Annotated in this window: 18 protein-coding genes and 1 pseudogene; 3 read left to right on the top strand and 16 right to left on the bottom strand. The window is 71.5% G+C overall.

Annotated features, from left to right (window positions below; translation table 11 throughout):
* Window positions 1-41: 41 nt before the first annotated feature.
* From ACWC94_RS21715 to ACWC94_RS21700, 4 genes are all read right to left on the bottom strand, one after another.
* A complete protein-coding gene (locus ACWC94_RS21715; protein WP_450798474.1) occupies window positions 42-731 on the bottom strand; it encodes a response regulator transcription factor in 690 nt (229 codons plus the stop codon).
* The gene (locus ACWC94_RS21710) at window positions 728-1,879 is read right to left on the bottom strand and encodes a sensor histidine kinase (protein WP_450798472.1); all 1,152 of its coding nucleotides are present in this window, start codon (window positions 1,877-1,879) and stop codon (window positions 728-730) included. The genes ACWC94_RS21715 and ACWC94_RS21710 overlap by 4 nt, the downstream gene beginning before the upstream one ends.
* Window positions 1,876-2,397, bottom strand: a complete 522-nt coding sequence (locus ACWC94_RS21705) for a DUF1453 domain-containing protein (protein ID WP_450798471.1) — start codon at window positions 2,395-2,397, stop codon at window positions 1,876-1,878. Before ACWC94_RS21705 ends, ACWC94_RS21710 begins: the two co-directional genes overlap by 4 nt.
* Window positions 2,398-3,338: 941 nt before the next feature.
* Window positions 3,339-5,462, bottom strand: coding sequence for a DNA gyrase/topoisomerase IV subunit B (locus ACWC94_RS21700; protein ID WP_450798469.1), 2,124 nt, complete (start codon window positions 5,460-5,462; stop codon window positions 3,339-3,341).
* A 438-nt stretch (window positions 5,463-5,900) separates the two neighbouring features.
* Between ACWC94_RS21700 and ACWC94_RS21695 the strand changes: the two genes are divergently transcribed.
* The gene (locus ACWC94_RS21695; protein WP_450798467.1) at window positions 5,901-6,131 is read left to right on the top strand and encodes a DUF7455 domain-containing protein; all 231 of its coding nucleotides are present in this window, start codon (window positions 5,901-5,903) and stop codon (window positions 6,129-6,131) included.
* A gap of 101 nt (window positions 6,132-6,232) precedes the next feature.
* On the opposite strand, the gene ACWC94_RS21690 is transcribed toward ACWC94_RS21695, so the two are convergent.
* The 7 genes from ACWC94_RS21690 to ACWC94_RS21660 all read right to left on the bottom strand — a co-directional run bounded on the left by ACWC94_RS21690 (window position 6,233) and on the right by ACWC94_RS21660 (window position 18,480).
* Entirely contained in the window at window positions 6,233-7,093 is an 861-nt protein-coding gene (locus ACWC94_RS21690; RefSeq protein ID WP_450798465.1) for a serine protease, read from the bottom strand.
* Between the two features lie 120 nt (window positions 7,094-7,213).
* Window positions 7,214-8,755 (bottom strand): RNA polymerase sigma factor, encoded by a 1,542-nt coding sequence (locus ACWC94_RS21685; RefSeq protein ID WP_450798463.1) that lies wholly within the window; start codon window positions 8,753-8,755, stop codon window positions 7,214-7,216.
* 435 nt (window positions 8,756-9,190) lie between these two features.
* Window positions 9,191-10,078 carry a FadR/GntR family transcriptional regulator gene (locus ACWC94_RS21680; protein ID WP_450798461.1) on the bottom strand — a complete coding sequence of 296 codons (888 nt, stop codon included), beginning with the start codon at window positions 10,076-10,078 and terminating at the stop codon, window positions 9,191-9,193.
* A gap of 162 nt (window positions 10,079-10,240) precedes the next feature.
* Entirely contained in the window at window positions 10,241-13,246 is a 3,006-nt protein-coding gene (locus ACWC94_RS21675; protein WP_450798459.1) for an ATP-binding cassette domain-containing protein, read from the bottom strand.
* Between the two features lie 144 nt (window positions 13,247-13,390).
* Complete coding sequence (locus ACWC94_RS21670) at window positions 13,391-14,149, bottom strand: NUDIX hydrolase (protein ID WP_450798458.1); 759 nt, start codon at window positions 14,147-14,149, stop codon at window positions 13,391-13,393.
* Between the two features lie 130 nt (window positions 14,150-14,279).
* Window positions 14,280-16,463 (bottom strand): glycogen debranching N-terminal domain-containing protein, encoded by a 2,184-nt coding sequence (locus ACWC94_RS21665; RefSeq protein ID WP_450798456.1) that lies wholly within the window; start codon window positions 16,461-16,463, stop codon window positions 14,280-14,282.
* Window positions 16,464-16,929: 466 nt separating this feature from the next.
* On the bottom strand, window positions 16,930-18,480 hold the full coding sequence (locus tag ACWC94_RS21660) for a DUF4192 family protein (protein WP_450798455.1): 1,551 nt from the start codon (window positions 18,478-18,480) through the stop codon (window positions 16,930-16,932).
* A gap of 134 nt (window positions 18,481-18,614) precedes the next feature.
* On the opposite strand from ACWC94_RS21660, the pseudogene ACWC94_RS21655 reads away from it, so the two are divergent.
* Window positions 18,615-18,906: pseudogene (locus ACWC94_RS21655) on the top strand (recombinase RecQ); the annotation flags it as partial.
* Window positions 18,907-19,184: 278 nt separating this feature from the next.
* Here the strand turns inward: ACWC94_RS21655 and ACWC94_RS21650 are convergent.
* Both ACWC94_RS21650 and ACWC94_RS21645 read right to left on the bottom strand, forming a co-directional pair.
* A complete protein-coding gene (locus ACWC94_RS21650; RefSeq protein ID WP_450798454.1) occupies window positions 19,185-20,195 on the bottom strand; it encodes a M48 family metallopeptidase in 1,011 nt (336 codons plus the stop codon).
* 60 nt (window positions 20,196-20,255) lie between these two features.
* Window positions 20,256-21,092: a hypothetical protein gene (locus tag ACWC94_RS21645; RefSeq protein ID WP_450798452.1), complete on the bottom strand. Its 837-nt coding sequence runs from the start codon at window positions 21,090-21,092 to the stop codon at window positions 20,256-20,258.
* 157 nt (window positions 21,093-21,249) lie between these two features.
* Here ACWC94_RS21645 and ACWC94_RS21640 point away from each other — a divergent pair, with 157 nt between their 5' ends.
* Complete coding sequence (locus tag ACWC94_RS21640) at window positions 21,250-22,512, top strand: macro domain-containing protein (RefSeq protein ID WP_450798450.1); 1,263 nt, start codon at window positions 21,250-21,252, stop codon at window positions 22,510-22,512.
* 4 nt (window positions 22,513-22,516) lie between these two features.
* Here ACWC94_RS21640 and ACWC94_RS21635 read toward each other — a convergent pair whose 3' ends face one another.
* The 3 genes from ACWC94_RS21635 to ACWC94_RS21625 form a co-directional block, all read right to left on the bottom strand.
* A complete protein-coding gene (locus tag ACWC94_RS21635; protein WP_450798448.1) occupies window positions 22,517-23,125 on the bottom strand; it encodes a CATRA conflict system CASPASE/TPR repeat-associated protein in 609 nt (202 codons plus the stop codon).
* 202 nt (window positions 23,126-23,327) lie between these two features.
* Window positions 23,328-23,975 carry a hypothetical protein gene (locus ACWC94_RS21630; RefSeq protein ID WP_450798446.1) on the bottom strand — a complete coding sequence of 216 codons (648 nt, stop codon included), beginning with the start codon at window positions 23,973-23,975 and terminating at the stop codon, window positions 23,328-23,330.
* Between the two features lie 29 nt (window positions 23,976-24,004).
* A complete protein-coding gene (locus ACWC94_RS21625; protein WP_450798445.1) occupies window positions 24,005-24,841 on the bottom strand; it encodes a hypothetical protein in 837 nt (278 codons plus the stop codon).
* Window position 24,842: the final 1 nt, after the last annotated feature.

Below are 24,842 nucleotides of genomic sequence, written 5' to 3'. Positions count from 1 at the left end.
CCTGACTCTTCTTCCCTCGGCTCTTCACCCCATCAGGTGATTCACGGCGCGGGCGGCCGCACCAGCCCCTTGCTGTAGGCGTAACGCACCGCCTGCGCCCGGTCCTTGAGTCCCGTTTTGGAAAAGAGATTGTTGATGTGTGTCTTCACGGTCGCGGTCGACACATGCAACTTGCGGGCGATCTCCTGGTTGCTGAGTCCCTCGGCGATCAGCAGCAGGACCTCGGTCTCCCGCGCGGTCAGTCCGTCGGGCGGCGCGTCGGCGGTCACCGGCGGGGTGGGCTCCGGCTGCGACAGCCGCTCCAGCAACCGGCGTTGGACGCTCGGCGACAGACCCGCGTCCCCCGACAGCACGCTCTCCACGGCACGCACGATCTCGTCACCGTCCGCGTCCTTGGTCAGATAGCCCCGGGCCCCGGCGCGCAGCGCGGGGAACAACGACTCGTCGTCCGCGAACGTGGTGAGCACCACGACCTGGGTCCCGGGGTACTGATCCCGGATCCGCCGGGTGGCCTCCACGCCGTCACAGCGGGGCATCCTGAGATCCATCAGGACGACGTCCGGGGCCAGTTCCGCCACCAGTCGCACCGCCTCCTCGCCGTCTCCCGCGGCACCCACGACCTCCACACCGGGCAGCAGCCCGAGCAGCATCACGATGCCCTCCCGGACCACGGTCTGGTCGTCGGCGACCACCACCCGTGCCGGCTTCTTCTCCCCCTCCGTCTCCGTCATACAGGCACCTTCAGCGTCACCACGAACCCCTCCTCGCCCGGCCCCGCGTCCAGAGAGCCGCCCAGCAGCTCGGCACGCTCCCGCATGCCCAGCAGACCGTATCCCCCTCCCGCGCCGCTCAGTTCACCTGGCCGACCCCCCGAGTCCCGTACGGCCAGGGTCACTTCGTGCTCGCTGTAGTCGAGCCGCAGCTGCACCTTGGCGCCGTGCGCGTGCTTGCGGACGTTCGTCAGTGCTTCCTGGGCCACTCTGCGCACGGCCTGGGAGGCTTCGGCCGAAAGGGGCCTGCGCTCACCCGTCACGGTGACCTCGGCGCCGTCCGCTCCGCTGACGAGTTCACTCAGGAAGTCCTCCAGCGGGGTCAGTTCGCCCCGCAGCGCGGACAGGGCCTGCCGGGTCTCGGCGAGTCCGTCGCGAGCCATGCCCCGCGCGGCCACCACCCGCTCCAGGATCCGCTCGCGGTCCGCGCCGTTCTCGATCAGCAGCCGGGCCGCCTCCAGGTGCACCAGCTGCGCCGAGAGGCTGTGGGCCAGCACGTCGTGGATCTCTCGGGCGATCCGCGCTCGCTCGGCCAGTGCTGCGGACTCCGCTTCCGCCGCCCGGGCGGCGCGCTCCTGGGCAAGGAGCCGCTGCGCGTTGCCGCGGGCCTCCGCGTCCAACCGCAGGACGTATCCGGCGAGGGCCATGCCGGCCACGGTGGCGGCCGTGGTCAGCCACGCGTCGTTGTTGAACACGGAGTACGAGGTCAGCGCGACCGACGTCACGGGGACTGCCGCACCCAGGGGGAGCCGCTCCAGGGCGCTGATTCCGCAGCCGCACCACAGCACCAGGGCCGGCGCTCTGAACCCCGTTGCCTCGGCGGCGACGGCGATCCCCAGGAGGATGCCGATGAGCGCGAGGGAGGGCACCAGCCGGTGCTGGTAGGTGGTCCGGAAGAAGGCCCAGGAGACGAGAGCGGCTACGAGGACTCCCGCCGCTGCCACGAGTCCGCTCCAGACGCCGACATGCCTCTGGCTGAAGGCGCTCCACAGCAGCAGTGCGAGTACGAGAAGTCTCACGGCCCAGGCGATCAGGCGCCGGGGGCGGGAGGTTCCCTCACGGCCGAGCGCCTCTCGCGACGGCCAGCGGGTCAAGGCGTAGTCCGTCACACGCGCTCCTTCCGGGCAGGCCGCATGCCGTCACCGTACGCCGGGGCCGGGCGGTCCGCGGTGCCGAGGGACTGCACCCGCCAGACCAGGATGCCGTCGCGGACCAGCAGAGTGGTGCCGAGGGTGAGCATCAGGGCGGAGCTGCTCTGGTGCAGACCGAGCGCGAGGCCGAGGGCGACGAGACCGATCCGCAGGGCGATGCCCACACCCCATGCGGCGAGGCTTGCCTTGGTGCTCTTGGTCCACACGACGCCGTCCGGGGCCGTCCAGATGCGAGTCGTCCAGGCCCAGCCGGCGCCGGTGGCCACGCCTATGAGCAGCTCGACCGCGAGGAGTACGGCGGATTCCTCGCGGTGGTGGGCGTCGAGGATGCCGGGCTCGCGCAGCGCCACGACGGCGACGACCACTGGGATGAGCCACCAGCGCCGGTCGGTGGTGATCGCACGGGCGCGGAACTGCCGCGCGATCACTGTGGCGGCGACGGCCACGATCACCAGCGCGTTGACGAGCCCGGACATCAGAGCCTCCGTGAGCGAGAAGGTGGTGCCGGGAGCGGACGCTGCCGACCCCTACGAAGCTACGGAAAAGCGCAGGTCGGGAGATCGGCGCCGGGGTGGATCAGGGGTGGAAACCTGGAGCGGTCGGTCTCCACCCACGGGTGTAGAAACCGGGCAGGGGCGGAAGCGGAATGGAACGAAGGCGGTGGTCGGACACGGCGAGGTACCGGGCCGACCGCGACCGCCACTGGCAGCAGGGGTTCTGCCGGACCGTCGCCAGCAGGACGGTCTCCCTTCGACCGGCGCCGGCCGCACGGTCTCCCTGCCAGCCTGCGCAGACGACGCGGACTTCCTGCCGACCGGTGGAGCGACACGGACCAGCGCCCGACCGGCGCCGACGCCGCGGATTCCAGGCGAGCCAGTGCGGTGACGTGATCTCGCAGCCAACCGGTGCCGACAGCACGGTCTCCCGGGCAACCGGTACCCGCGTCAGGGGACCTCCGGCCAACCGGTACCCGCGTCAGAGGACCTCCGGCCAACCGGTACCGACAGCGCGGACCTCCGGCTGCCCCGTGCCGACGACGACGCGGACGCCCGACCGACCGTGGCAGGAGGGGCGAGGTGGGCTCGGAATGGGTGAGCCGGCGTACGACCAAAGATGGGTAAGCCGACGTACGACCCGAAAGACCTCGGCCACGACCGTCCACACCCGGCCCGAACCCGAACGCCCCCTGAGCACGACCACCCGACCGGCGAAAAACGGCCAACTGTCACCCTCCGTCGGCCCACACGCCCCGTCGGTCGCGCTCCGGTCACCCGCGCTCGCGCCGCACGCCTCAGGCAAGCCCTTTTCAGCCCGCCCAACGAAAGCGGGGCTCCCGTCGGCCGAAGCCCGGGCGGCCGAGGCAAGTCGACCGAACCCGGGTGACCGAAGCCCCGTCCGCCAAAGCCCGACGCAGCGGCTACGCGTCGATGCGCGACCGGTCCAGCGTCGCCGCCGAGCTCGAGATGAACTCCTTGCGCGGTGCCACGTCGTTGCCCATCAGCAGGTCGAAGACCTGTTCTGCGGCCTCCAGGTCGGAGAGGTTGATCCGCCGCAGGGTCCGGTGACGGGGGTCCATCGTGGTCTCGGCCAGCTGGTCGGCGTCCATCTCGCCCAGACCCTTGTAGCGCTGGATGGAGTCCTTGTACCGGACGCCCTTGCTCTGGAACTCCATCAGCTTGTCGCGCAGCTCGCGGTCCGAGTACGTGTAGACGTACTTGTCCTGGCCCTTCTTCGGCTGGACGATCTCGATGCGGTGCAGCGGCGGCACCGCGGCGAAGACCCGGCCGGCCTCGACCATCGGCCGCATGTAGCGCTGGAACAGCGTGAGCAGCAGGCAGCGGATGTGGGAGCCGTCCACGTCGGCGTCGGTCATCATGATGATCTTGCCGTAGCGGGCCTGGTCGATGTCGAAGGTACGGCCCGAGCCCGCTCCTATGACCTGGATGATCGCGCCGCACTCGGCGTTCTTGAGCATGTCGGTCACCGATGACCGCTGGACGTTGAGGATCTTGCCGCGGATCGGCAGCAGGGCCTGGAACTCGGAGTTCCGCGCCAGCTTGGCCGTACCCAGCGCGGAGTCGCCCTCGACGATGAACAGCTCGCTGCGGTCGACGTCGTCGCTGCGGCAGTCGGCGAGCTTCGCCGGCAGGGACGAGGACTCCAGAGCGGTCTTGCGCCGCTGGGCGTCCTTGTGCTGGCGGGCCGCGACACGTGTACGAGCGGCGGCCACCACCTTTTCCATGACGACCCGGGCCTGGGCGGCGGCGTCCCGCTTGGTGGCGGTCAGGAACGCCTTCAGCTCCTTGGTGACCACGTTGTTCACGATGCGGCGGGCCGCCGACGTGCCGAGGACCTCCTTGGTCTGGCCTTCGAACTGCGGCTCGGCCAGGCGCACGGTGACGACGGCGGTGAGGCCCTCCAGGGCATCGTCCTTGACGATGTTGTCCTCGGCCACCCGCAGCATCTTCTTGGCCCGCAGCACGTCGTTCATCGTCTGGGTGAGGGCCTGCTCGAAGCCGGCGACATGGGTGCCGCCCTTGGGTGTGGCGATGATGTTGACGAAGGAGCGGACGGTGGTGTCGTAGCCCGTGCCCCAGCGCAGCGCGACGTCGACGCCCAGCTCGCGGGTGACCTCGGTGGGGGTCATCTGACCGTGCTCGTCCAGGACCGGGACGGTCTCCTTGAAGGTCCCCTGGCCCGAGAAGCGCAGCACGTCGCAGACCGGCCTGTCGCCCGCCAGGTACTCGCAGAACTCGCTGATGCCGCCGTCGAAGCGGAAGGACTCCTCGCCCTTGCTGCCGCCCTCGCCGAGGCCGAACTCGTCGCGGACGACGATGGTCAGGCCCGGCACCAGGAAGGCGGTCTGGCGGGCGCGCTGGTGCAGGGTCTCCAGGGAGAGCTTGGCGTCCTTGAGGAAGATCTGCCGGTCGGCCCAGTAGCGCACGCGCGTGCCGGTGCGGGTCTTGGGGATCTTCTTGGTCTTGCGCAGGCCGCTCTTGGCCTCGAACTTCGCGTCGGCGCCGTCGGCCGCGAAGGCGCCCGGCGTGCCGCGCCGGAAGCTGATGGCATGCGTGTGGCCACCACGGTCCACCTCGACGTCGAGGCGGGCGGAGAGGGCGTTGACCACGGAGGCGCCGACACCGTGCAGACCGCCGGAGGCGGCGTACGAGCCGCCGCCGAACTTGCCGCCGGCATGCAGCTTGGTCATGACGACCTCGACGCCGGACAGGCCGGTCCGGGGCTCGACGTCCACGGGGATGCCGCGGCCGTTGTCGCGCACCTCCACGGAGCCGTCGTCGTGCAGGACCACCTCGATGCGGTCGCAGACGCCCGCGAGGGCCTCGTCCACGGAGTTGTCGATGATCTCCCACAGGCAGTGCATCAGACCGCGGCTGTCGGTCGAGCCGATGTACATGCCCGGGCGCTTGCGCACGGCCTCGAGGCCCTCGAGGACGAGCAGGTGCCGCGCGGTGTAGTTGGAACCGTCCCGGTCTGCTCCTGCCAGCAGCGCTGTGGACGGCACGGACGTATCGGCGGTCACGCGGTTCGCTCCTCGCTGAATTTCAATGGGCCCCCTATTGGGTAAGGGGGCGGCTTCGGTCGCCGCTCAGAGGGTACCGAGGCCTGGTAGAGCCGGTGTAACGCCACCCTCGTCGAGAACTCAGACTAGTCCACACTCGCATACACGTTCGATCCCTCGATGGAGTGAAGTACACATCACGTTCCCTTGGAGGCATGAACCATTTAGGCTCCGGGCACGTCCTCATGAACAACCGGCAACCCAGCCGGGAGGACCGAGACCACCACAGCGCGAAACCGTAAGCACCCAAGAGACGCACTACGGCACATTCGCCGCCAACCGGCAGCAGCCAACCGCCCCGGAAGATTTTTTCCAGGAAAAGCCACGAGCGGGAACGTTTTCGGGCTGGTTGGATGTTGACCCTGGTACGACAGCTCGTCGAGCTAGAGAAGAGGCGACGTGACTACTGTTCTGACCCCCGCGAGCCCGTTGACGGCCGCCGATCGCTGCGACCGCTGCGGCGCCCAGGCATACCTGCGCGTCGTCCTGCTCAGCGGCGGAGAACTGCTCTTCTGCGCCCACCACGGTCGCAAGTTCGAGCCGGAACTCAAGAAGATCGCCGCTGAGATACAGGACGAGACGGAGCGGCTGACGTCCGTTCCGGGTACCACTTCCGAAGAAGAGCGCTGAATCTCGCACACACGACGAGCCAGCCCCGGCACCAGGCCGGTGAACGGGCGGCCGCTCCTCTCGAGGAGCGACCGCCCGCGCTCATGCCCCGTGCGCACGCCTCAGGCGCGCCCGTGGGGACGTTTCTGGCTCCCTGAGCCCGCCTCCAGGCCCCGTACTACCTCGGATACGCGCGTGTAGACGCCGGGCTTGCCGGGCCTTCCGCAGCCACTCCCCCAGGACACCAGCCCGACCAGCCGCCCTGCGGCCACCAGCGGGCCACCGCTGTCGCCCTGACAGGCGTCCGGGCCACCGGCGGGTTCTCCGGCGCAGAGCATGCTCTCGGCGCGGTAGGTGCCGTCCGGGCCGCCCGGGTAGGCACGGGTGCAGAGGTCGTCGGCCAGCACCTGCACACGTGCGGCGTGCAGCGTGTGCGGGTAGGCGCCCGCCCCGGTGATGTCCCCCCATCCGGAGACCAGGGCCTGGGTGCCCGGCGCGTAGACCGGGTCACCCGCGCCCGCCATGGCGACGACCGCGCTCTGCGGCAGTTCCTTGGCGAGGGTGAGTACGGCGAAGTCGCCGGCGTGGGTCTCGCTGTCGTATCCCGGGTTGATCCGGACGTCGCGTACGGCGATCTCCTGGCCCCCGTCCGACAGCAGATCGGTGCGGCCCGCGATGACCCTCAGGTCGCGCACGCGGTTCGGCGGGGCCCCGAGGACGTCATCACCCATGCAGTGCGCCGCGGTGAGCACCGTCGTCCGGGCGATCGCCACGCCGCCGCAGAACTGGCCTGCCCGGGTACCGCCGAACCGGTCACGGCTGGACAGCGCGACCGTCCACGGGGCCTGGGAGACGTCTATCGAAAAGCCCCCGACGACGACACTGTCGGCGGCCACGGGTGTCGCGTTGACCAGGGGTATCACGGTCATGGCGGCCGCCAGGGCAAGCGGCCGGATCAGTGACCGGGCAACGGAACGACGCATGCAGGCTCCTCACTCCGGGCTGGTACTGGAACACCCAGAGTGATCCACGACACGGCTGTGCGCAGCCCGAAGGCCCGGCTCCCACAGGGGGCCGGGCCTTCGCCGTCGTACGACTGCGACCTAGTCGAGGTAGTCGCGCAGCACCTGCGAACGCGACGGGTGACGCAGCTTCGACATGGTCTTGGACTCGATCTGGCGGATGCGCTCACGCGTCACGCCGTACACCTTGCCGATCTCGTCGAGGGTCTTCGGCTGACCGTCGGTGAGACCGAACCGCATGGAGACGACGCCGGCCTCGCGCTCGGACAGGGTGTCCAGAACGGAGTGCAGCTGCTCCTGCAGGAGCGTGAAGCTGACGGCGTCGGCGGGGACGACGGCCTCGGAGTCCTCGATGAGGTCACCGAACTCGCTGTCGCCGTCCTCACCCAGCGGGGTGTGCAACGAGATGGGCTCGCGGCCGTACTTCTGGACCTCGATGACCTTCTCCGGGGTCATGTCGAGCTCCTTGGCCAGCTCCTCCGGGGTGGGCTCGCGGCCCAGGTCCTGGAGCATCTGGCGCTGCACGCGCGCGAGCTTGTTGATGACCTCGACCATGTGCACCGGGATACGGATGGTGCGGGCCTGGTCGGCCATGGCGCGGGTGATGGCCTGACGGATCCACCAGGTGGCGTACGTGGAGAACTTGTAGCCCTTGGTGTAGTCGAACTTCTCGACCGCGCGGATCAGACCGAGGTTGCCCTCCTGGATGAGGTCCAGGAAGAGCATGCCGCGGCCGGTGTAGCGCTTGGCCAGGGAGACCACCAGACGGAGGTTGGCCTCCAGCAGGTGGTTCTTGGCGCGGCGGCCGTCCTCGGCGATGATCTCCAGCTCGCGCTTCAGCTTCGGCGCCAGCTTGTCGGCGTTGGCCAGCTTGTCCTCGGCGAACAGACCCGCCTCGATGCGCTTGGCGAGCTCAACCTCCTGCTCGGCGTTGAGCAGGGGGACCTTGCCGATCTGCTTCAGGTAGTCCTTGACCGGGTCGGCGGTGGCACCGGCCGCGGCGACCTGCTGCGCGGGCGCGTCGTCCTCGTCCTCGTCGGACAGGACGAAGCCCGCGTTCTCGGCGCCCTCGGGCTCGTCGGCGACCTTGGTGTCCTCGAGAACCTCGTCCTCGAGAATCTCGACGTCGTCCTTCTTGGACGTGGTCTTCTTTGCGGCCGTCTTCTTGGCGACGGTCTTCTTCGCGACCGCCTTCTTGGCGGTCGTCTTCTTGGCCGCGGCCTTCTTGGCGGATGCGGCTTCCTCGGCGGAATCGGCTGCGATCGGAGCGGTGGGCGCCGCGGGGGCGGCCGTGGTGGCGGTGGCCTTCCTGGTCGTCACCGTCTTCGCCGCGACCGTCTTGGTGGCGGTGCGCTTCGCCGGACTCTTCGCTGCGACGCTCTTGCGGGTGCGCTTGGGCTCTGCGGCACTGACCATCAGCGTCACACCCTCTTCCTCAAGGATCTGGTTGAGGCTGCGCAGTACGTTCTTCCACTGAGTGGCCGGAATCTGGTCAGCTTCGAAGGCCCGACGCACATCGTCGCCGGCGATCTGCCCCTCAGCCTTTCCCCGCTCAATGAGCGCCATGACAGAGACGGACTCGGCGATCTCCGGCGGGAGCGTACGGGATGTGCTGGCCGACACGAACAACCTCTCGGAACGTTGGAAAACGGCTTCCGGCACCGTCCACTGCGGACAGGAGCCGACCACCGGCCTGGGGGTGGCCGACGGCGCGGGCGGGGGCCGGGAAGATGCACAGCGCCTGTCATGGCGTCCGTATTCCCTCCGCGGCTGTCACCTCTTAGGTCATCGCGCTGTTTCCCGGAGCGTTACGCCCAATCTGCGTGGCCCGAGTCACACCCCGTAAGCGAGCAAAAGCAGACAGACATGGACAGATCAGCTCAGTCTCGGTGTCTTACCCGGTCGCGTGCATGACCTCGGGGCCCCGTCGCACCGCTGGACCCCGCCGGACCGCACAGGGTCCGGCAGGGTCCGGCGACGGCCGGTGTCCGAGCCCGGCGCCACCACGAGCACCACGAGGACGCACGCACCGGCGACCGCACCGCCTCGGCCGCGGGGTCAGTGCTCCCGCGGCGCGGGTACCACGCGCTCGACCTCGGGGTGGACCGTGAGCAGTTGACGCATGGCCGCCTCGGCCGCCGTGCCGTCGCCGGTGCCGAGCGCGTCGACGATCCGCGCGTGCTGGGCGAGGGACGCCTCGTTCGGCCGGTCACAGGACGTGACCGGGCCGCCCGAGACCTGCAGCGCCGCCGAGACGATGCCGGAGAGGTGCTCCAGCATGCGGTTGCCGGCGATCTGGATGAGCAGGGAGTGGAACTCGCCGTCGGCCCGCGAGTACGTCAGCGCGTCGCCCTGCGCCATGGCGTGGCTCATGATCTCGACCATGTCGCAGAGGCGCTGCTGCACCTCCTCGCGCCCGTGCCCGGCGGCGAGTCGGGCGGCGAGCGGCTCGATCGTCCAGCGCAGCTCGCTCAGCTCACGGCGCTGGTCGTCGCGCTGGGGGCCGAAGGCCCGCCACTCGATGATGTCCGGATCGAGCAGGTTCCAGTCACTGACGGGCCGCACGCGCGTGCCGACGTTCGGGCGGGCGCTGACCAGGCCCTTGGCTTCGAGGACTCGGAGGGACTCGCGGACGACGGTGCGGGAGACCTCGAAGCGCTGGCCGATCTCCTCGGGCACCAGCGGACGGTCGGCGCCGAGGTCGCCGGAGACGATCATCTGTCCCAGCTGCTGAACGAGTTGGCCGTGCAGTCCTCGTCCGCGGCTGCCCGCGGCACGCCGGCCGACGCGACCCAGGTCCGGGTCGGCGCCTTCCCAGGAGGGTGCCGCGACGCGATCACCCACCTGGGACTCTGCGTAGGGGTAGCGGTCGAGATCGCCCGGGCCGGCCAGACCGGAGTCGGTGGAGCGGGCGGCGGTCATCATGGTGTGCGCAAGGGTACTCACGGATCCTTTGTCGGCGCCGCCTCCAACTCCCTTGAGGTCTTTGGTGAAAAGCACACGAAAGGGTGATCGCTCACCCCGTCGCAATTGACGCCTTATCGGAAAGAAATGGGCTTTCCGTGGGGAGTTGTGCACACGGCGGGGTCGGAAGTGCGCTCATGCGCGTCACCGGAACCGGGTGCGCAGTGTCGTGAACAGATACGCGCACAGCAGTGCCGCCAGCGACAACGCCATTGCGCTTCCCACGGGTTGGGCGAGCACGCGTGCCAGCCCGAGCAGGTAGCGCTCGCCTCCGAAGGGCCACTGCAGCAGGTAGACCTCCCGCATCCGTACCGGGAATCCGGCCGCCACGCGCGGGGCCGGCCCCCGCGTCACCTCGTGCACGAGGGGGACGACGACCACGGGCACGGCGAGCACGGCCGCCAGGCCGCCCGTGGTGGACCGGAACACACCGGCCGCCAGAACACCGGCCCAGGCGCAGCCGAGGACCAGACCGAACCAACTGGCGCTCAGTGAAAGCCAGTCGGCGGGAACTTGTGTCAGCTCCCGTCCGTAGACGAGGTAGAGCGCTTCGGCGTCGCAGCCGACGGTGAGGAAGGCCAGCAGCACCGCGGTGGCTCCGGAGACGAGCAGTTTCGCGGTGAGCAGTCCCAGCCTGCGGGGCACGGTGCCGCGGTCCGCCGCGAGGGCGGGGTGGCGGAACTCGTCCCCGAAGGCCAGCGCACCGAGCAGCCCTGCCGCGAGGGCCGCGGGCGGCAGTGGCAGTTCCCGCGGCCACGCGCCGAACAGCCGCGCCTGGGGGGTGTGACCGAGCCTGGCCAGCAGTACGGCGGTGAGCGCGGACACCACCAGTACGGCACCGCAGGTGAGGAAGCCGACGCCGATGCCGGTGGCGCGCCGGATCTCGTAGCGCAGGGGACGGAGGGGGCTGGGGGCGGGGCGGACGCAGATGGGGGGCGGGAGCGGGGGCAGGGCGTCGAGGGCGCTGCCGTTGTCGGGGCGGGCTGGGGGCAGGAAGTGCGGTTGACGGTTGCTGGGATTCCTGGCGCCGGGGAGACGGGCGCGGAGGGCGGTGAGAGCGCGGGCCGGGGTGTTCGTGCCGCCGGTCTGCGGCACCTGGGCCGCCGAGGTCGCGTCCTGCCGGGTGCCCGCCGTGGTCGCGGCCTCGGTCCGGCTGCCGCCGGCCCGCGCGAGCGCTTCGGCGGGGACGGCTCCGGCTCCGCCCCGGCCGGGCGCGCCCTGACCGAGGAGCCCGTCGTCGCCGTCGGGCGCGTTCTCGTCACCGGACGGGACGCCGTCGGATGTGCTCTCGTCGCGCGCGGTGTCTCCGATGGGGCCGTCCACGCCGCCTGGCGCGTCCACGCCGTCCGGCTCGGCGCCGCCGGGCGCCGAGCCGCTGGTTTCCGTGACGGAGTCGGTTGGCGAGGCGCCGCCGGCCGGTGCAGGCCGAGAGGTCTCGGTTCGCTCGGTGTCCGGCCGGGAATCGGATGCCTCTCCGAGCGACGGCGCCTCACTGCTGAGGGCCTGCGCCCTCTCCTCCGCCGATGGCTCTTCGCCCGAGCAGCCGTCGGATGCCTGCCCGGGCGACGCAGCCTCGCCGCCGAGGACCCGCTCCCCCTGCCCCGACGGCAGTTCTTCCGCCGCCGAGGGTTCCTCGCCGGGGGAGCAGCTGGGCACAGTCCGCGGCAGCGCCGTGTCCGCTGTGGGGTTCTCACGGTTGTCCACCGAGAACCCGAACGGCATGGTGTCGCGCTCTCTCGCGGAGGCACCCGGCGCCGTGACGCCCGGCTCCGCTGACGCGAGGCCGGACACCGCAGTGGCCTGCTCCGGCGCGACGGAGCCGAGCGTCGACCCACCTGGCCCCGTCGCCGACAGGCCGGGCGCCGAGGTGTTCGACGCCGACGCCGATACACCCACCCCTGAGGCGCCCGGCTTCACGGTCGGCAAGTCGCACACGGCCGTCTCGGACTCCCCCATCGGCAAGCCGCTCATGATCGGCTCGGGTTCCACCGGCGAAAAGCCCGGCACGGCAGCCTGGTCCCGCGCCACCGCCGGCTTCTTCGCCACCTCCGCGTCCGCTTCCCCCGACAGGACGACACCGAGTCCCGCACCGCCACCCGGCTCCATGCCGGCACCCGAGGAAGCCGACTCCCCCGTCGGCAAGCCCGGCACGGCCGGCTCGGGCTCCGCCGGTGACGAGCCCGGCGTGGCAGTCCGGTCGCGCTCCACCGCCGATTCCTTCGCCGTCCCGCCCGGCTCCCCCGACGCCAGGGCGTCGCGCCGGGCACCGGCACCCGGCCCCATGTCGCCCACTTCGCCGGCGAGTTGGTGGATGAGGATGCCGTGGCGGAACGCCGCCTCGCCGATGTCGGCGGTCGTGGAGCCGTACACCGAGAGGCGGTTGCCGCCCTCGTGCACGACTTCGACGGAGCGGCGGCCGGTACGGGCCTCCTTGGCGAGCAGAGCCGCGAGTCGCGCCGCGTGCGGACTGCGGACGGCCACACGCGGACGCAGCCGGGTACGGCCGAACTCCCGCGCGTCCTGGTCGGCCACGAGTCTGCCGCCGTCGAGGGTGACGACCCGGTCGGCCGTGCGCGCGGCTTCCTTGGGATCGGCGGAGGTGAGGAGCACGGTGCCGCCCTGCCGGGCGTGGGCTCGCAGCATGTCGTGCACCCACTGCGCCTCACGGGCGGAGAGACCGTCGGTGGGTTCGTCCAGGACGAGCGTGTGCGGGTCGGGCAGCAGGGCACAGGCCAGGCCGAGTCTGCGGTCCATACCGCGCGAGAGCGTGCCGAGGCGCTCCTCGCGGAGGCTGACGAGGCCGACCGCTTCGAGGACCTCGTCGGCCCGTCGCGCGGGAACTCCCGAGGCCGCGCACAACATGCGCAGATGGCCACGGACCGAGCGGGCCGGATGCCCCGGGACGTCGCCGAGGAGCACGCCGACCTCCCGTGCCGGATGGGCGATCCGGTGCAGGGGCCGCCCTCTGAAGTAGGTGATGCCGCGCCCCTGTTGAAGCTCGAGCATCAGTCTGAGCGCCGTCGTCTTGCCCGCGCCGGCGCCTCCGAGGAGCACGGTGACATCTCCCGCGCAGGCTTCGAAGGAGACGTCGTCGACGGCTGGCGGTTGCGCCTTGCGGGGATTGCTGGTCAGTCCGAAGGCATGGATCACCTGCAGCAAGATAGCGCGCCATGTCCGGTTTTCCCGGTATAACCCGATCTGCTGTCGCATGCAATGTGGGCCGAACCGGTTCACGTCCGCCGTTCGACGGAGCCCGGCTGGGCCATGTGCACTCGGCCCGGCAGCTTGTACGCCTCAGACCTCGGGGCGCAGCATCGGCGGATTGAGCAGGGTGGCGCCACCGGCCCGGAAGAGCTGCGCCGGCCGGCCGCCCTGGCGCGTGGTCGTGCCTCCGGTGGGGACGAGGAACCCGGGGGTCCCGGTGACCTTGCGATGGAAGTTGCGCGGATCGAGCGCCACCCCCCACACCGCCTCGTACACCCTGCGCAGCTCGCCGACGGTGAACTCGCTCGGGCAGAACGCGGTGGCCAGTGACGAGTACTCGATCTTGGACCGGGCCCGCTCCACCCCGTCGGCGAGAATCCGGGCGTGGTCGAAGGCCAGCGGTGCCACAGGCTCGCCGTCGCGCCCGTAACCGCCCTGCTGGAGCAGTTCCTCGACCGGTGCCCAGCGTGCGTTGCTGGCGTCGCCTCCCGCGCGCGGGGCGGGCAGGTCGGGCGCGAGCGCGAGGTGCGCGACGCTCACCACACGCATGCGCGGGTCCCGCTTGGGGTCGCCATAGGTGGCGAGCTGTTCGAGGTGGGCCCCGTTGTCCTGGGCCGGAGCCTCGGGGTCGTGTGCGCACAGCCCGGTCTCCTCCGCGAGCTCACGCGCCGCCGCCTGGGTGAGGTCCTCGTCGTCCCGCACGAAACCGCCGGGCAGCGCCCAGCGCCCTTGGAACGGTGGCTCGCCCCTGCGGATCGCCAGCGCGCACAGGGCATGACGGCGCACGGTCAGCACGACCAGGTCCACGGTGACGGCGAAGGGCGGAAAGGCTGACGGGTCGTAGGGCATGCGGCGATCATAGTCGTCTTCCTGACGATAAACACTCCCTTCGCCGGGCGCATCGATGGTGGTTCCGCTTCGTTCCGGTACGGGGCGCGGTACCGGCGCCCGTTCTTGGGCCCAGCGCCGTCATACGAGGTCACACTCCCAGTTGCAGGCCCTCCGCCGCCTCCTCGACCATGGCGAGCCCCAGCCGGCTGACCCGCACGGCGAACGGCGCACCGGCGACCCTCAGCCCGGTCAGGCCGAGTTCGCCGAGCGGCGCGCTCCGCAGGGGACACAGGGTGACCGTGCGGGCGGGGGTGTCGGGGCGGATACCCGCGAGCGAGGTGAGCATCATGATCACAGAGGCCGACGCGGTGGCCGCCGGCCGGCAGGCCGCGGGGTGCGGAAGGGGAGCGCTCCCGGTGGTGCGCTGCTCACCGGCGAACATCTCCGGCAGCCGGTGGCCGAAGTGCTCTGCCGCGTCCAGCAGGCCTCTCAGCAGGCCGCCGGCTTCCTTCTCGTAGCCGGCGGCGGCCAGTCCTGCGATGGCGAGGGCGGTGTCGTGCACCCGGACGGCTCCGGTCCGGTGGCCGAACGGGTTGTGTCCCGTCTCCTTGGCACCGAGACCGCGCAGCCCCCAGCCCGCGTCCATGGCGGGGGTGCCGAGCAGCCGCGCGAGGTGTCCGGTCTGTACGGGGTCGAGCAGGCCCGGGGCGAGCCGGCCGGAACCGAGCAGGCCGGTGTCGAGGAGGTGGACGGTGGTGGAGCAGAGGTGCGGCACGGGGCGGCCGTCCGGTGCCAGGGCTGCGGCCGGACGTCCGCCGCCGCGGTCCGCGACCCAGAAGTCGGCCCGGAAGGCGGTCTGCAGGGCCTGGGCCCACTGGCGCAACCCGACGGCGCCGGGCCGGTCGTACGCGTCCAGGAGATCCGCGCCGAGCAGGGCCGCCCGGTACGCGTACGCCTGCGTCTCGCAACGCGCCGGACCTGCGGGCTGGGGGTCGTGAACGTAGGGGCCGTCGCCGGCGGTGGCCCGCAGCCAGGCGAGACAGCGTTCCGCCGCGGGCAGCAGCTCCCTCGTCTCCTGCTCGGGCAGTCCCCAGCGGCGGGCCTCGGCGAGCAGGACGGGGAAGAGCAGGGTGGCCTCCGTGCCTGTGCATCCCGGTGGGAGGAACGGGCCGGCGTCGCGTCGTGGCCCGGGGATCATGCCGGGCCGTGGACTCCGGTCCGGGAGCTGGGTGCGGGCCAGGGTGCGCAGGGTGCCGGCGGCGAGCCGGGTACCGAGCGGCAGCGCCATGCGGGCCGCCGCCAGGGCCTCGGCAGGGGCCATTCCGCAGCGCCAGGGAGCACCCGCCGCGAGGTGGGTGTCGGCAGGGTGGCCGGTGTCGCGCAGGAGCAGGCCCTGGAGGTCGGCCACCGCCGCGTGCAGCAGCGGAGCCACTCGGTGATCATCTCCTGTCGCCCTGGCGGGAGCGAACGGACTGGTCGTGACATGGCCCGCCGCGCGCAGCGGACCCGCGCCGTCGAGCCGCACCCGGAGCTCCACTGCCGCCGTGCCGCCCGGAGGCACTTCCAGTTCCCAGCGCAACAGGCCGGCCGACGCGAGGGCGTCGGAGGGCGGCGGGTCGGCGGTGACGGAGACGGCGGCACCAGCGGTGGCCCAGCGCAGGCCCGAGTCGCGGACGGTGGCCCGGAGTTCGGGCTCCGCCCTGCCGGAGGCGATGGTGCCGAGTTCGGCTAGATCCGTACCCAGGGCGATCTCGAGGGGAAGCTTCAGCGGTCGCGTGGCGGCGTTGCGCAACGTGATCCGTTCGGTTCCGTCGGCACGACGGATCCGCTCGACCAGGACATCCGGATCGGGACCCGCCGACGGCGAAACGCGCAGTGTCCCCACGAAACGGGCGCTGTCGGCACCGGCCATCCTCGCCTGTACGGCCAACGGTTCGCGGCCGGCCACGCGGACCTGACAACGCGCGAGCAGGCGCCTGCCGCCTCGGTAGAACCCTTCCAGTCCCCGTCCGGCCAGCTGCCCGTCACCGGAGATGGCGAGGCCGGGCAGGGCGACACAGATCAAGGCCGCGTGCGTCGGCGGCAGCTCGGGCGCCGGGCGGCTGCCCCGCGGTGCACGCACCGGCGGGGCTGCGGCGGGCCGGCTGCCGCGGCCCGGCGCCGGCGGCCTTGCATGACCTGCCGAGGCGTTCGGCCCCGGGTGCTTGGACGAGGCCGGAGCACCGACCGTCCGCCGTGCCGTGGCGGCACCGTCCGGCCGGAACCAGTCGTGCCTGTCCCAGGGCGGACGTTCGTCGTCGGCGATGGAGGGCGGAGTCGGCTGCTGGTGCATGGGATGGCTTCCTCTGCGCTCGGTGCGCCTGTGCCGCGCTGGGCGACCGGAGGGACGCCCCGGAGAACAAGGGTCGTACGGCGGCAGGCCCCGTCCGGGCGTTCCGCCACTCAGGTGAACGGAGGGAGAGTCGTCCGGGTCACGGCTCGCCTCGGGGAAGCCGGCCCAGTGGCGGCGTGCGAGGGCGGCGGTGCCGTACAGCCCGTGGTGAACCGCTGCCACCGACGGACGCGCGACGGACCCTCGCATACGGCCGGAGCGGTCGAGCGTGCCCGGTGGGCTCTGCCGGCCGAGCGGGCGACAAGACCGCCGCCGTCATGACAGCCGCACCGGCTCGCTCGAGAGCGGTTCCGCGGCGGCCTCCGGGGACGTGCGCCGGATCCCGCGGATTCCGTTGGCGGGTTGCGCGTCTTCCTCCCGCGGACCCGCTGTACCAGGGATGCGCCCGCGCGCCCCCGTACGAGGCTCACCCTTCCTCCTCGACCTTGCGGCGGTCGCTTCCCGACGGGGCCGCGCTGGTCGTGGGGCCGTCCGGTTCCGCCGCCCGCCTGCGCGTGCCGCCCTGGCCACGGCTGCCGGGGCGCGCGTGCACGGCTGCCGAGGAGCCCGGGTGGGAGCCGGCCGGCCTCCGCCGGCCGCCGGTTGAGCGAGCCGCGCCGGAGGCACCATCGCCGTCGGCGGATCGCACACGACGCCGTCGGCGCGTGCCCGCGGCCGGGACCTCCTCGGGGCCCTTGCCGTCCGCACCCGCGCTCGCGCCGGGCGTCGCGTCTTCGGTCGCCGGGAGCGCGGCCCGAACCGCCTTCCCCTCCGGATGCGGCTGTGCGGTGCCGTCCGTCCGTGCACGCCCCGCGCGCAGGCAGCGGCGGATCGCTTCGGGGTCGATGCCGTCGTTGCAGGCCTGGTGAAGCAGCCGGGCGAACAGATAGTCGGGATCCGCGCCCAGTGCCATGGCCAGTGCCTCACGGGCCTCCAACTCGTCGCCCATGGACCAGGCCACCCAGCCGGCCAGGGTCAGCGGGGCCGCGGCGTGCTCGCCGTAGGGCCCGACGCAGCGGCGGGCCAGGGCGCGCCAGAGCCGCAGAGCGGGAGCCGCCTCGTCGTCCTCCATCCAGACGGCCGCCCGGTCGCGGGTCGTGCGGTCCTGGAGTCCCAGGATCAGCGTCGCCGCCTCGTCGTGTGCCAGGAGGCCGTCGTCGCGCAGGTCGGCCGGATGCGTGCCGGACACGGGTGCCGCGGCGGCGAAGCGGTGGATGAGCTGCTCGGCGAGGCCCAGGGTCTCCTCCGCCACTTCCGCGCGGGACCCCTCGTCGAGAATGCGGGGCACCAAGGCCATCCCGGCCGCGTCGAGGGCGATCTCCTGCTCCAGGGCCGCAGTCGTCTCCCAGGGCTGCAGCCTGGCGCGCAACTCCCGGAGGGTGCCGCGCACCTGGATGCCGGCGTAGGTGGCCGCGGCGGCGACCACGGACGTGCCGGGAAGGCCCATCGGGGAGCCGTCCACGGGGCAGCACCCCTCGCCCGGGCAGCAGTAGGACCAGAATCGGCCGTCGGAGATGCACAGTGCCTCGATGACGGGCACGTCGAGGTCCCCGCACTGGGTACGCAGGAGGTGGGCCAGCCGCTCGAGCCGTCGTTTGACGTCGCGGCCGGACTCGCCCGGGGCGGGTTCCTGGCAGACGTAGGCCACCATCTGCTCGGGCCGGGCGCCTCGTCGCTCGCTGCCGGTCATCAGTCCCCGGGCCAGCTGGCGTGCGGCCGCCTCCCAGTCCTCCTCGTTCGCGGGGATGCCGAGCCGGGCCCTGCCGCCGAACCTGCCCCGGCCTTCCCGGTCGTGCAGGGCCACCAGCACCATGCTGTCCTCGGGTCGGTAGCCGAGGAGGTAGGGCAGGGCGTCGGCCAGTTCGGCGGGGGTGCGCAGCGTGACCTGTGTGTCGTGCGCGGACAGGTCGGTGAACGGCTTCCGGCCCGAGATGTCGCTGTTTTCGAACGGTCCGGTGGTTTCGCTGTGATTCGTCATGCGCCGACGATCTCGCGGATCTCGGGATTCCGGTTGCGCCTGTGGACAAGTCAAGTCAGGGGCACGACAAGGCCGTCGGGGTTGTCCACACCCCGTGCCCGAGGCCCGCCCGCTTGTCGGTCCCGTCCTGTTGCATGGAACGCATGGAACACACGAGCAACGCGGACGTCCGGGCGCAGGCGGACGCCGTCCTCGCCCGGCTCGTCGGGGATCCCACGGGCTGCGGCCCGGCTGCGCGAGGACCACTGGCCGGCGATCGAGGCGCTGGTCGCCGAGCGGCGCCGGGCCCTGGTCGTGCAGCACACGGGATGGGACAAGTCCGCGGTGCATTTCGTGGCCACCTCGCTGCCGCGGGTGAGAGGAAGCGGGCCCACGGAGACCGTCTCGCCCCTGCTCGCGCTCATGCGCAACCAGGCCGGGGCGGCCTTCCCCTTCCAGGTACCGACGCCGATGGCGACGGACACCCTCAACGGGTCAGCACGCAGCGCCACCTCGGCCGCCCCACCGGCTCCCGCCATGCGGAGCAGGAACCGGTCCCTCACCTGCGGGAGGACGCCGCCGCCGCGGTCGATACGCTGGGACTTCACAGCCCGTTCGTCGAGCCAGGCCAGCAACCGGCCGGCGAGCAGGCCGACGTCCACCCGGTCGACGTGGATCTCGGGACAGCTTGGCGCCGGCTCCTTGCCTGCCGGGCCCGGGCACGGTCAGTCGCCCGCGCTGCGACCGCGCCCGAACTGGCCGGGCAGGGAACCGAGCCTGGTGATCCGGTCGGTGCGCTTGACCTCCCGGGTCTCGGCCCGCTCCTGGCGGCTGTCCCGGACGGCGCCTCGGATCGTCTGATTCCGGTCGTCCGCGCGCAGGGGGTAGACGCCCCGCAGGATGTCGGCGTAGGACCCCTCGCGGCGTACCCAGCGGTCGAGTTCGGCCGCCCGCTTGACCAGGATCGGGTGGGACCCGGACGGCATCAGGAGCTTGATGAGCTTGTTCTTGATCCCGCCCTCCAGCTCGTACTCGGCGGACTGGCGCAGGAACTCGGCGGTGTCCATCTCGTCAACGTGTGCGCCCGCAGCCAGCTTCATCAGCGCGCGCAGCGCCACGTCGAGGTCCTGCACGGCGAGCAGACCCGCGCGGTCGCAGGACAGTTCCGACTTGCGGCACCAGTCGAGCAGGGCCTGCTCGACCGCCTCGACGGCCAGCCCGGCCACGGGGAAGCCGGCGAAGCCGGCGGTGGCGAGGATCCTGGCCATCGTCTGGTAGAGGGCGTGGCCGGAGAACGCGTGGCCGAGCTCGTGACCGATCACGAACTGCAGCTCGGCGTCGTTCATGATGTCGATGATCTCCGAGCTCATCACCACGAACGGCCGGTCCATGCCGATGGTCATCGCGTTGGGGACGCCCATGGCCCGGACGTAGAGCTCGGGTTCGTCCTGCAGGTCCAGGATCTCGACGACCTCGGTCCTGATCCGGTGCAGCCGGGTGAACTGCCGGGGAGTGACCCGAACCGCCGACGACAGATGCTCCATCCGGATCCGCGGCTCGCCGATGGCCCCGTGGATCTTGCGGAGCAGCAAGTCGAATCCCTTGATCTTCTGCATGGCGAGGAGCGCGGTCTTCGCCGACGGGTGTTCATAGGCGAAGGAGGAGATTCCCGGGAAACTCTTACGCCCCGACGGCAGCACCTTGACGGTGACGGACCTGCTCGTGGTGTCGTCCATGCCATCCCCCCACAGGATCGTGTGTTGACATGCCGAGGGTCTTCTCGGCCGGGGCGGAACTCAAGGTCGCAGCCGATGCACATTGGCATCCGGACCGGCGGGGGTGGGGGCGTTCCCCATCCGCGGGCCGGTGAGCAGGACGGCAAAGTCGCCGTCCACACGATGCGGTTGGGCCTCCGGAGTGGTGGCTCCGAGGAACAGTGCCATCGCGGCACGGGCCAACATGACCGCCGCCGCGCGGAGTTCACCGTCGAAGTCGCCGGGCTTCGACACGTAGCGATAGGTCAGTCCCTCGATCAGGGCGGTCATCCAGGCTGCGAACATCCGTGGGGTCACATCGGACTTCAGCACGAGGCCGGCGGCGTCCATGATCGAGGCGTATGCCGCGCTCCACCACACCGTGGCAGCCTCGTAGAAGTCGTCGAGCACGGCCCCGAAGACCGGCCCTGCCGGGTCCACCGCGGTGGCCAGCAGCTTCATCCGGAACATCGGGGAGTCGAGGTAGACCTTCATGTTCTCCAGTGCGACGTTCGTCGCCACGTCGAGCATGTCGGTCGCGCCGAGCAGGGCCGGTGCGAGGCGCTTGGCGATGTCCTCGTGGCTCGCGTATCCGCTCGAGTCGAACGCCATCCGGAACATGTCCGCGTAGAACAGGTCCATCGTCGGCCAGCGGGTGGCGAACAGCCCGCGGGTCGCTGTGTCGTCCGCGGTGCGGATCCGGTAGCGGCGCATCACCCGGTCCCGTGAGGGCCAACGGAACTTCAGGATGCCCTCGCGGCTGCGGGTCGCCTCGTCGAGATCACCGTAGATGAGTTCGAGTCCGGCTTCGAGCATCTGCCTGGTCTTGGGGTCGGCCTCGTAGGACCTGCTGGCCCGGCGTTTCGGGGTTTCGTCCATGCGTCACAGGACAGCTGAAGGCGTCCTTCAGCGGCGATGGCGCAACCGCTTCATTTTCGCTTCAATTGGCCCGATCCCGGTTCCTTCGGGGGGATTCCGGCAAGCGTGGAAGGATCATGTGGACGAACCGGTCATTAGGTTTCTGGGGCCCGCGCGGGTGGAGGTGGACGGGCGGTCGCTGCCTCTCACCCGGCTCAACGCCGGAATGCTGTTGCGGCTCGCGCTCGCGCACGGCGAGGCGGTCCCCCTGGACACCCTGTACACCGACATCTGGCGGCACCAGCCTTCGTACCGCTCCGGACCGCCGGACCGGACCAAGGTGCACCAGCGCATCACCGCGCTGCGGGCCCTGTTGGGACCCGACCTCATCGAGACACTCGACGGCGTCGACACCGGCTACCGCCTCGCCGTGGACGAACACCGCATCGACCTCTTCCAGTTCGAGAAACTCATACGCTCCGCCCACTCGCAGACGGCGCACGGCGCCATCACCAGGCTGGAGCGTGCACTCGCCCTCTGGCGCGGACCGCTGCCGTCGTTCCCCTTCGCCCTCGGCCGCGCCCGGACCTTGGAGATGCTGCGCCACGGCGCCCGGCACAGCCTCGCGAAGCTGCTGGCCGAGGTGGGCCGCACGGCCGACGCCGCCGGTCTGGCGTACGAGCTGCTCGCCGAGGACCCCGACGATCCCAGGCTGCGCGGCCTCGCGACGCGCCCGGGACCTCCGGCGGCGGTGCTGGAGGTGCTCGCCGTACGACCAAGCGTCCAGGTCACCGTCGTCGCGGGCGACCTCTTCGACCAGCAGGACGCGCATTTGGTGGTCGGGTTCAGCGACACCTTCGACACCAGCGTCAAGGACGACCGGATCATCGACAGCCGCAGCGTCCAGGGTCAGCTGCTGACCCGCTGCTTCGACGGCGACCAGGCCCGGCTGGACCGGGCGCTCAAGGCCGCGCTGGCCCGGTCGACGCCGACCGCCGTCGAGAGCCGCCGCGACAAGCCGCGCGGTAAGCTGCGGCGCTACCCGCTCGGCACCGTGGCGGTGCTCGACCTGCCCAAGCGGCGGGTCTTCGCCGTGGCCTACAGCAGCATGGGCAACGACCTGATCTGCCGCTCGTCCCTGGAAAGGCTCTCGGCCAGTCTGGACCGGCTCTGGGACCAGATCTTCCTCCACGGGCAGCGCAAACCCGTGGCGATGGCGCTGGTCGGCGCCGGGCTGGCCCGGATCGACGACGCCGACCCCCAGGAGCTGGCTCTGCTGGTGTGCCGGTCGTTCGCGGAGCAGACCCGGCTCGGCGTCGTCAGCCGGGAACTGCGGCTGGTGGTGCGGCCGTCGTACGTGCGCCGCCTCGATCTGCCTGCGCTGCGCCGGGGGGTGAGCGATCAGCTCGGCGGATCCCTGGGCGGCCCGGTGGTGCGGTGAAGTGCTACGAGGCCGGCGAACCACCGTCGGCCTCCCGTCGTCTGCGGCTCGACGACGGGGCAGCCGGCGCTGCGCAGCCGAGCGACGATCTTCGAGCGGCACCGCTTCGTGTCCTCCAGCTGGACGCAGTTCCGGCCCAGGATGCCGTTGACCGCCATGGTCGCCGCCGACTGGCGTACCACTTGGGCTCGGCCTCCGCCCCGTCGGGCCTGCCCACGGCGCTTGCGAGCCCGAAGGATCCGCCGTCGGCGCGCAGCTCGACGATGGCCGCGTCGATCCGGTCCAGCGTCGCCGCCAGTCCGGGCGTACGGATGTCCTCGCCGGCCTGGTCCACCGAGGCCAGGAAGAGCCGGGTCCGACCCGGGAACGCTTCGCCGTCGGTAGCCATGACGGTGTTCAAGCGGTCCTCCGGCTCGCGCCACTGCTTGGCGGCGCCGGGCCGCGCGGGGACGATGGCCGAGAGCGCCACCAGGTCCAGGTGGCGGCGCAGCAGGATCCGGGCGTCGCCCGCGGCGTCCTGGAGGGCGCAGAACACCGGGGCGGCGCGCCCGGCCTCGACATCGACCAGCACGGTGCCGTAGGGGCAGCCCTTGCGGAAGGCAAACTCATCCACCCCCAGCACCAGCGGGGCACGGTCCTGCACCGCCGGCGCCGTCACCAGCCTGAGCAACCGGGTCCGGCCCGCGGCCAGAGCCGTTTTCAGGAATCGCCGTCAGCTGCAGGTCGGACAGCAGCGTGGCGGCGCGCCGGGTGGCGGGGCCGGGTGCTCGGTCACAGGGGTCTCCCTGTCGAGATACCGGCCGGGTACGGGCGCCTCACGGCGCGGCCTCCAGCCGGTGGGCCAGCGCGGTGAAGGGCCTGTCGTCCTCCAGCCGTCCGGCCACCCGACGCAGATGCGAGGCGACCTCCCGTCGTGCGTCGCGTACGGCGTCGGAGGAGCCGTCCAGACTGTCGGTGACGGATTGCACCAGGTTGCTGATCCGGGTCGGGGTGAGCCTGCGGAGCGGAGACCGGCTGAAGTCACCGAGCGGAGACCGGGCGAAGTCACCGAGCCATTTGCGGTCCAGTAGCACCTCGGCGTAGTCCACGGCCTCCTCGAAGCGGCCGCTGCGCAGCGAGAGTTCCGCTCTTCGGGCCCAATGCCTCGCGTCCTCGTCGTGCCGGGAGGACGGAGGGGGCGTCCGCATGGTGAGCCCGGTGAACTCCCTGGCAGCCGACTCGTGGGCCGCGCGCACCGCGTTCCCGAACTCGGCGGGCCGCCAGCAGAACTCCTGACCGTCCAGCCGGGCGTCGCGCACGCCGATCACGAGTCGGCCCGCCTCTTCCCGGAAGTCGCACAGCGCCGTCAGGAGGACTTCCTCAGCCTCCTGTACTTCCCCGGCCTGCCGGCCCTCCGGACGCAGCAGTCCAATGATCACCGGCGCCTCCACCAGGACCCGTCCCGTCCAGCTGTCACCCGCCACGGTGACAGTGACCGGGCTGCCCTTGCGCCTCACATCCTGCGGATCGTCCAGAAGATCAGCAGCAGACCGAGCACGCCGCACCCCGCCGAAGCCCACGGGTGTCTGCGGACCAGGTCCAGCAGGGCGGCGGCGTCCTTCGCGGCTCTCGGTCCAGTGTGGTCCTCCCCGGGGTCGGCGGACTCCCGCCTGCCGGGCCGGGGCGGATGCACCGTGTGCAGCCCGGTGAAGTCCGCCTCGGTGAGCAGGACCGCGAGGTCCTGGCCGAGGACGACCAGCAGGCGCCCCGCATCCTTGCGCGACTTGAGGGCGTGCGCCACGAAGCAGAGCCCTTCCGCGCCCTCCGCGAGCCGGTGGGCCGCCGCCGCCAGCTCCTCGACAGCCTGCGGGTCGGGCGCCGGCCCCACCCACGGCAGCTCGATGCTCGGCTCCCGGATGTCGGCGGCCCGTTCGTACGCCGCGTCCCGTACGACCGCGGTGAGCTTCTCGATCGGTACGGGCTCGGTGGTCGGGTCGTCCCCGAGCAGGGCGTCGACGAACTCCGCGGTGAGCACCTCGTCCAGCGCCGCACCGAGCGCGGTGCGCGCGGAGGCGTCGCAGGCGAGCCGTACCAACCCTGCGGCCAGGGAGGCTTCGTCGGGCTCGGACTCGACCACCAGGGTGTAGCGGATGGCGCGGGGCTTGTAGTCCATCCTCGCCGAGGGCATGCCGAACAACACGGCCGACCAGGCATCCCCCGTGCCGGACACCGCGATACCCGCCTTGTCCTGGAACACGTACGCGGGGTAGCCATGGGTCAGCGGCCGCCACCACTCCCGCTCCGGCGCACCGCCCAGGAAGACGTAGTCCTTGACGGTTCCCCGCGTCATC

Source organism: Streptomyces sp. NPDC001135, from assembly GCF_053598395.1.
The sequence above is the reverse complement of the archived record's forward strand: the minus strand, read 5'-3'. Positions and strand labels throughout refer to the sequence as shown.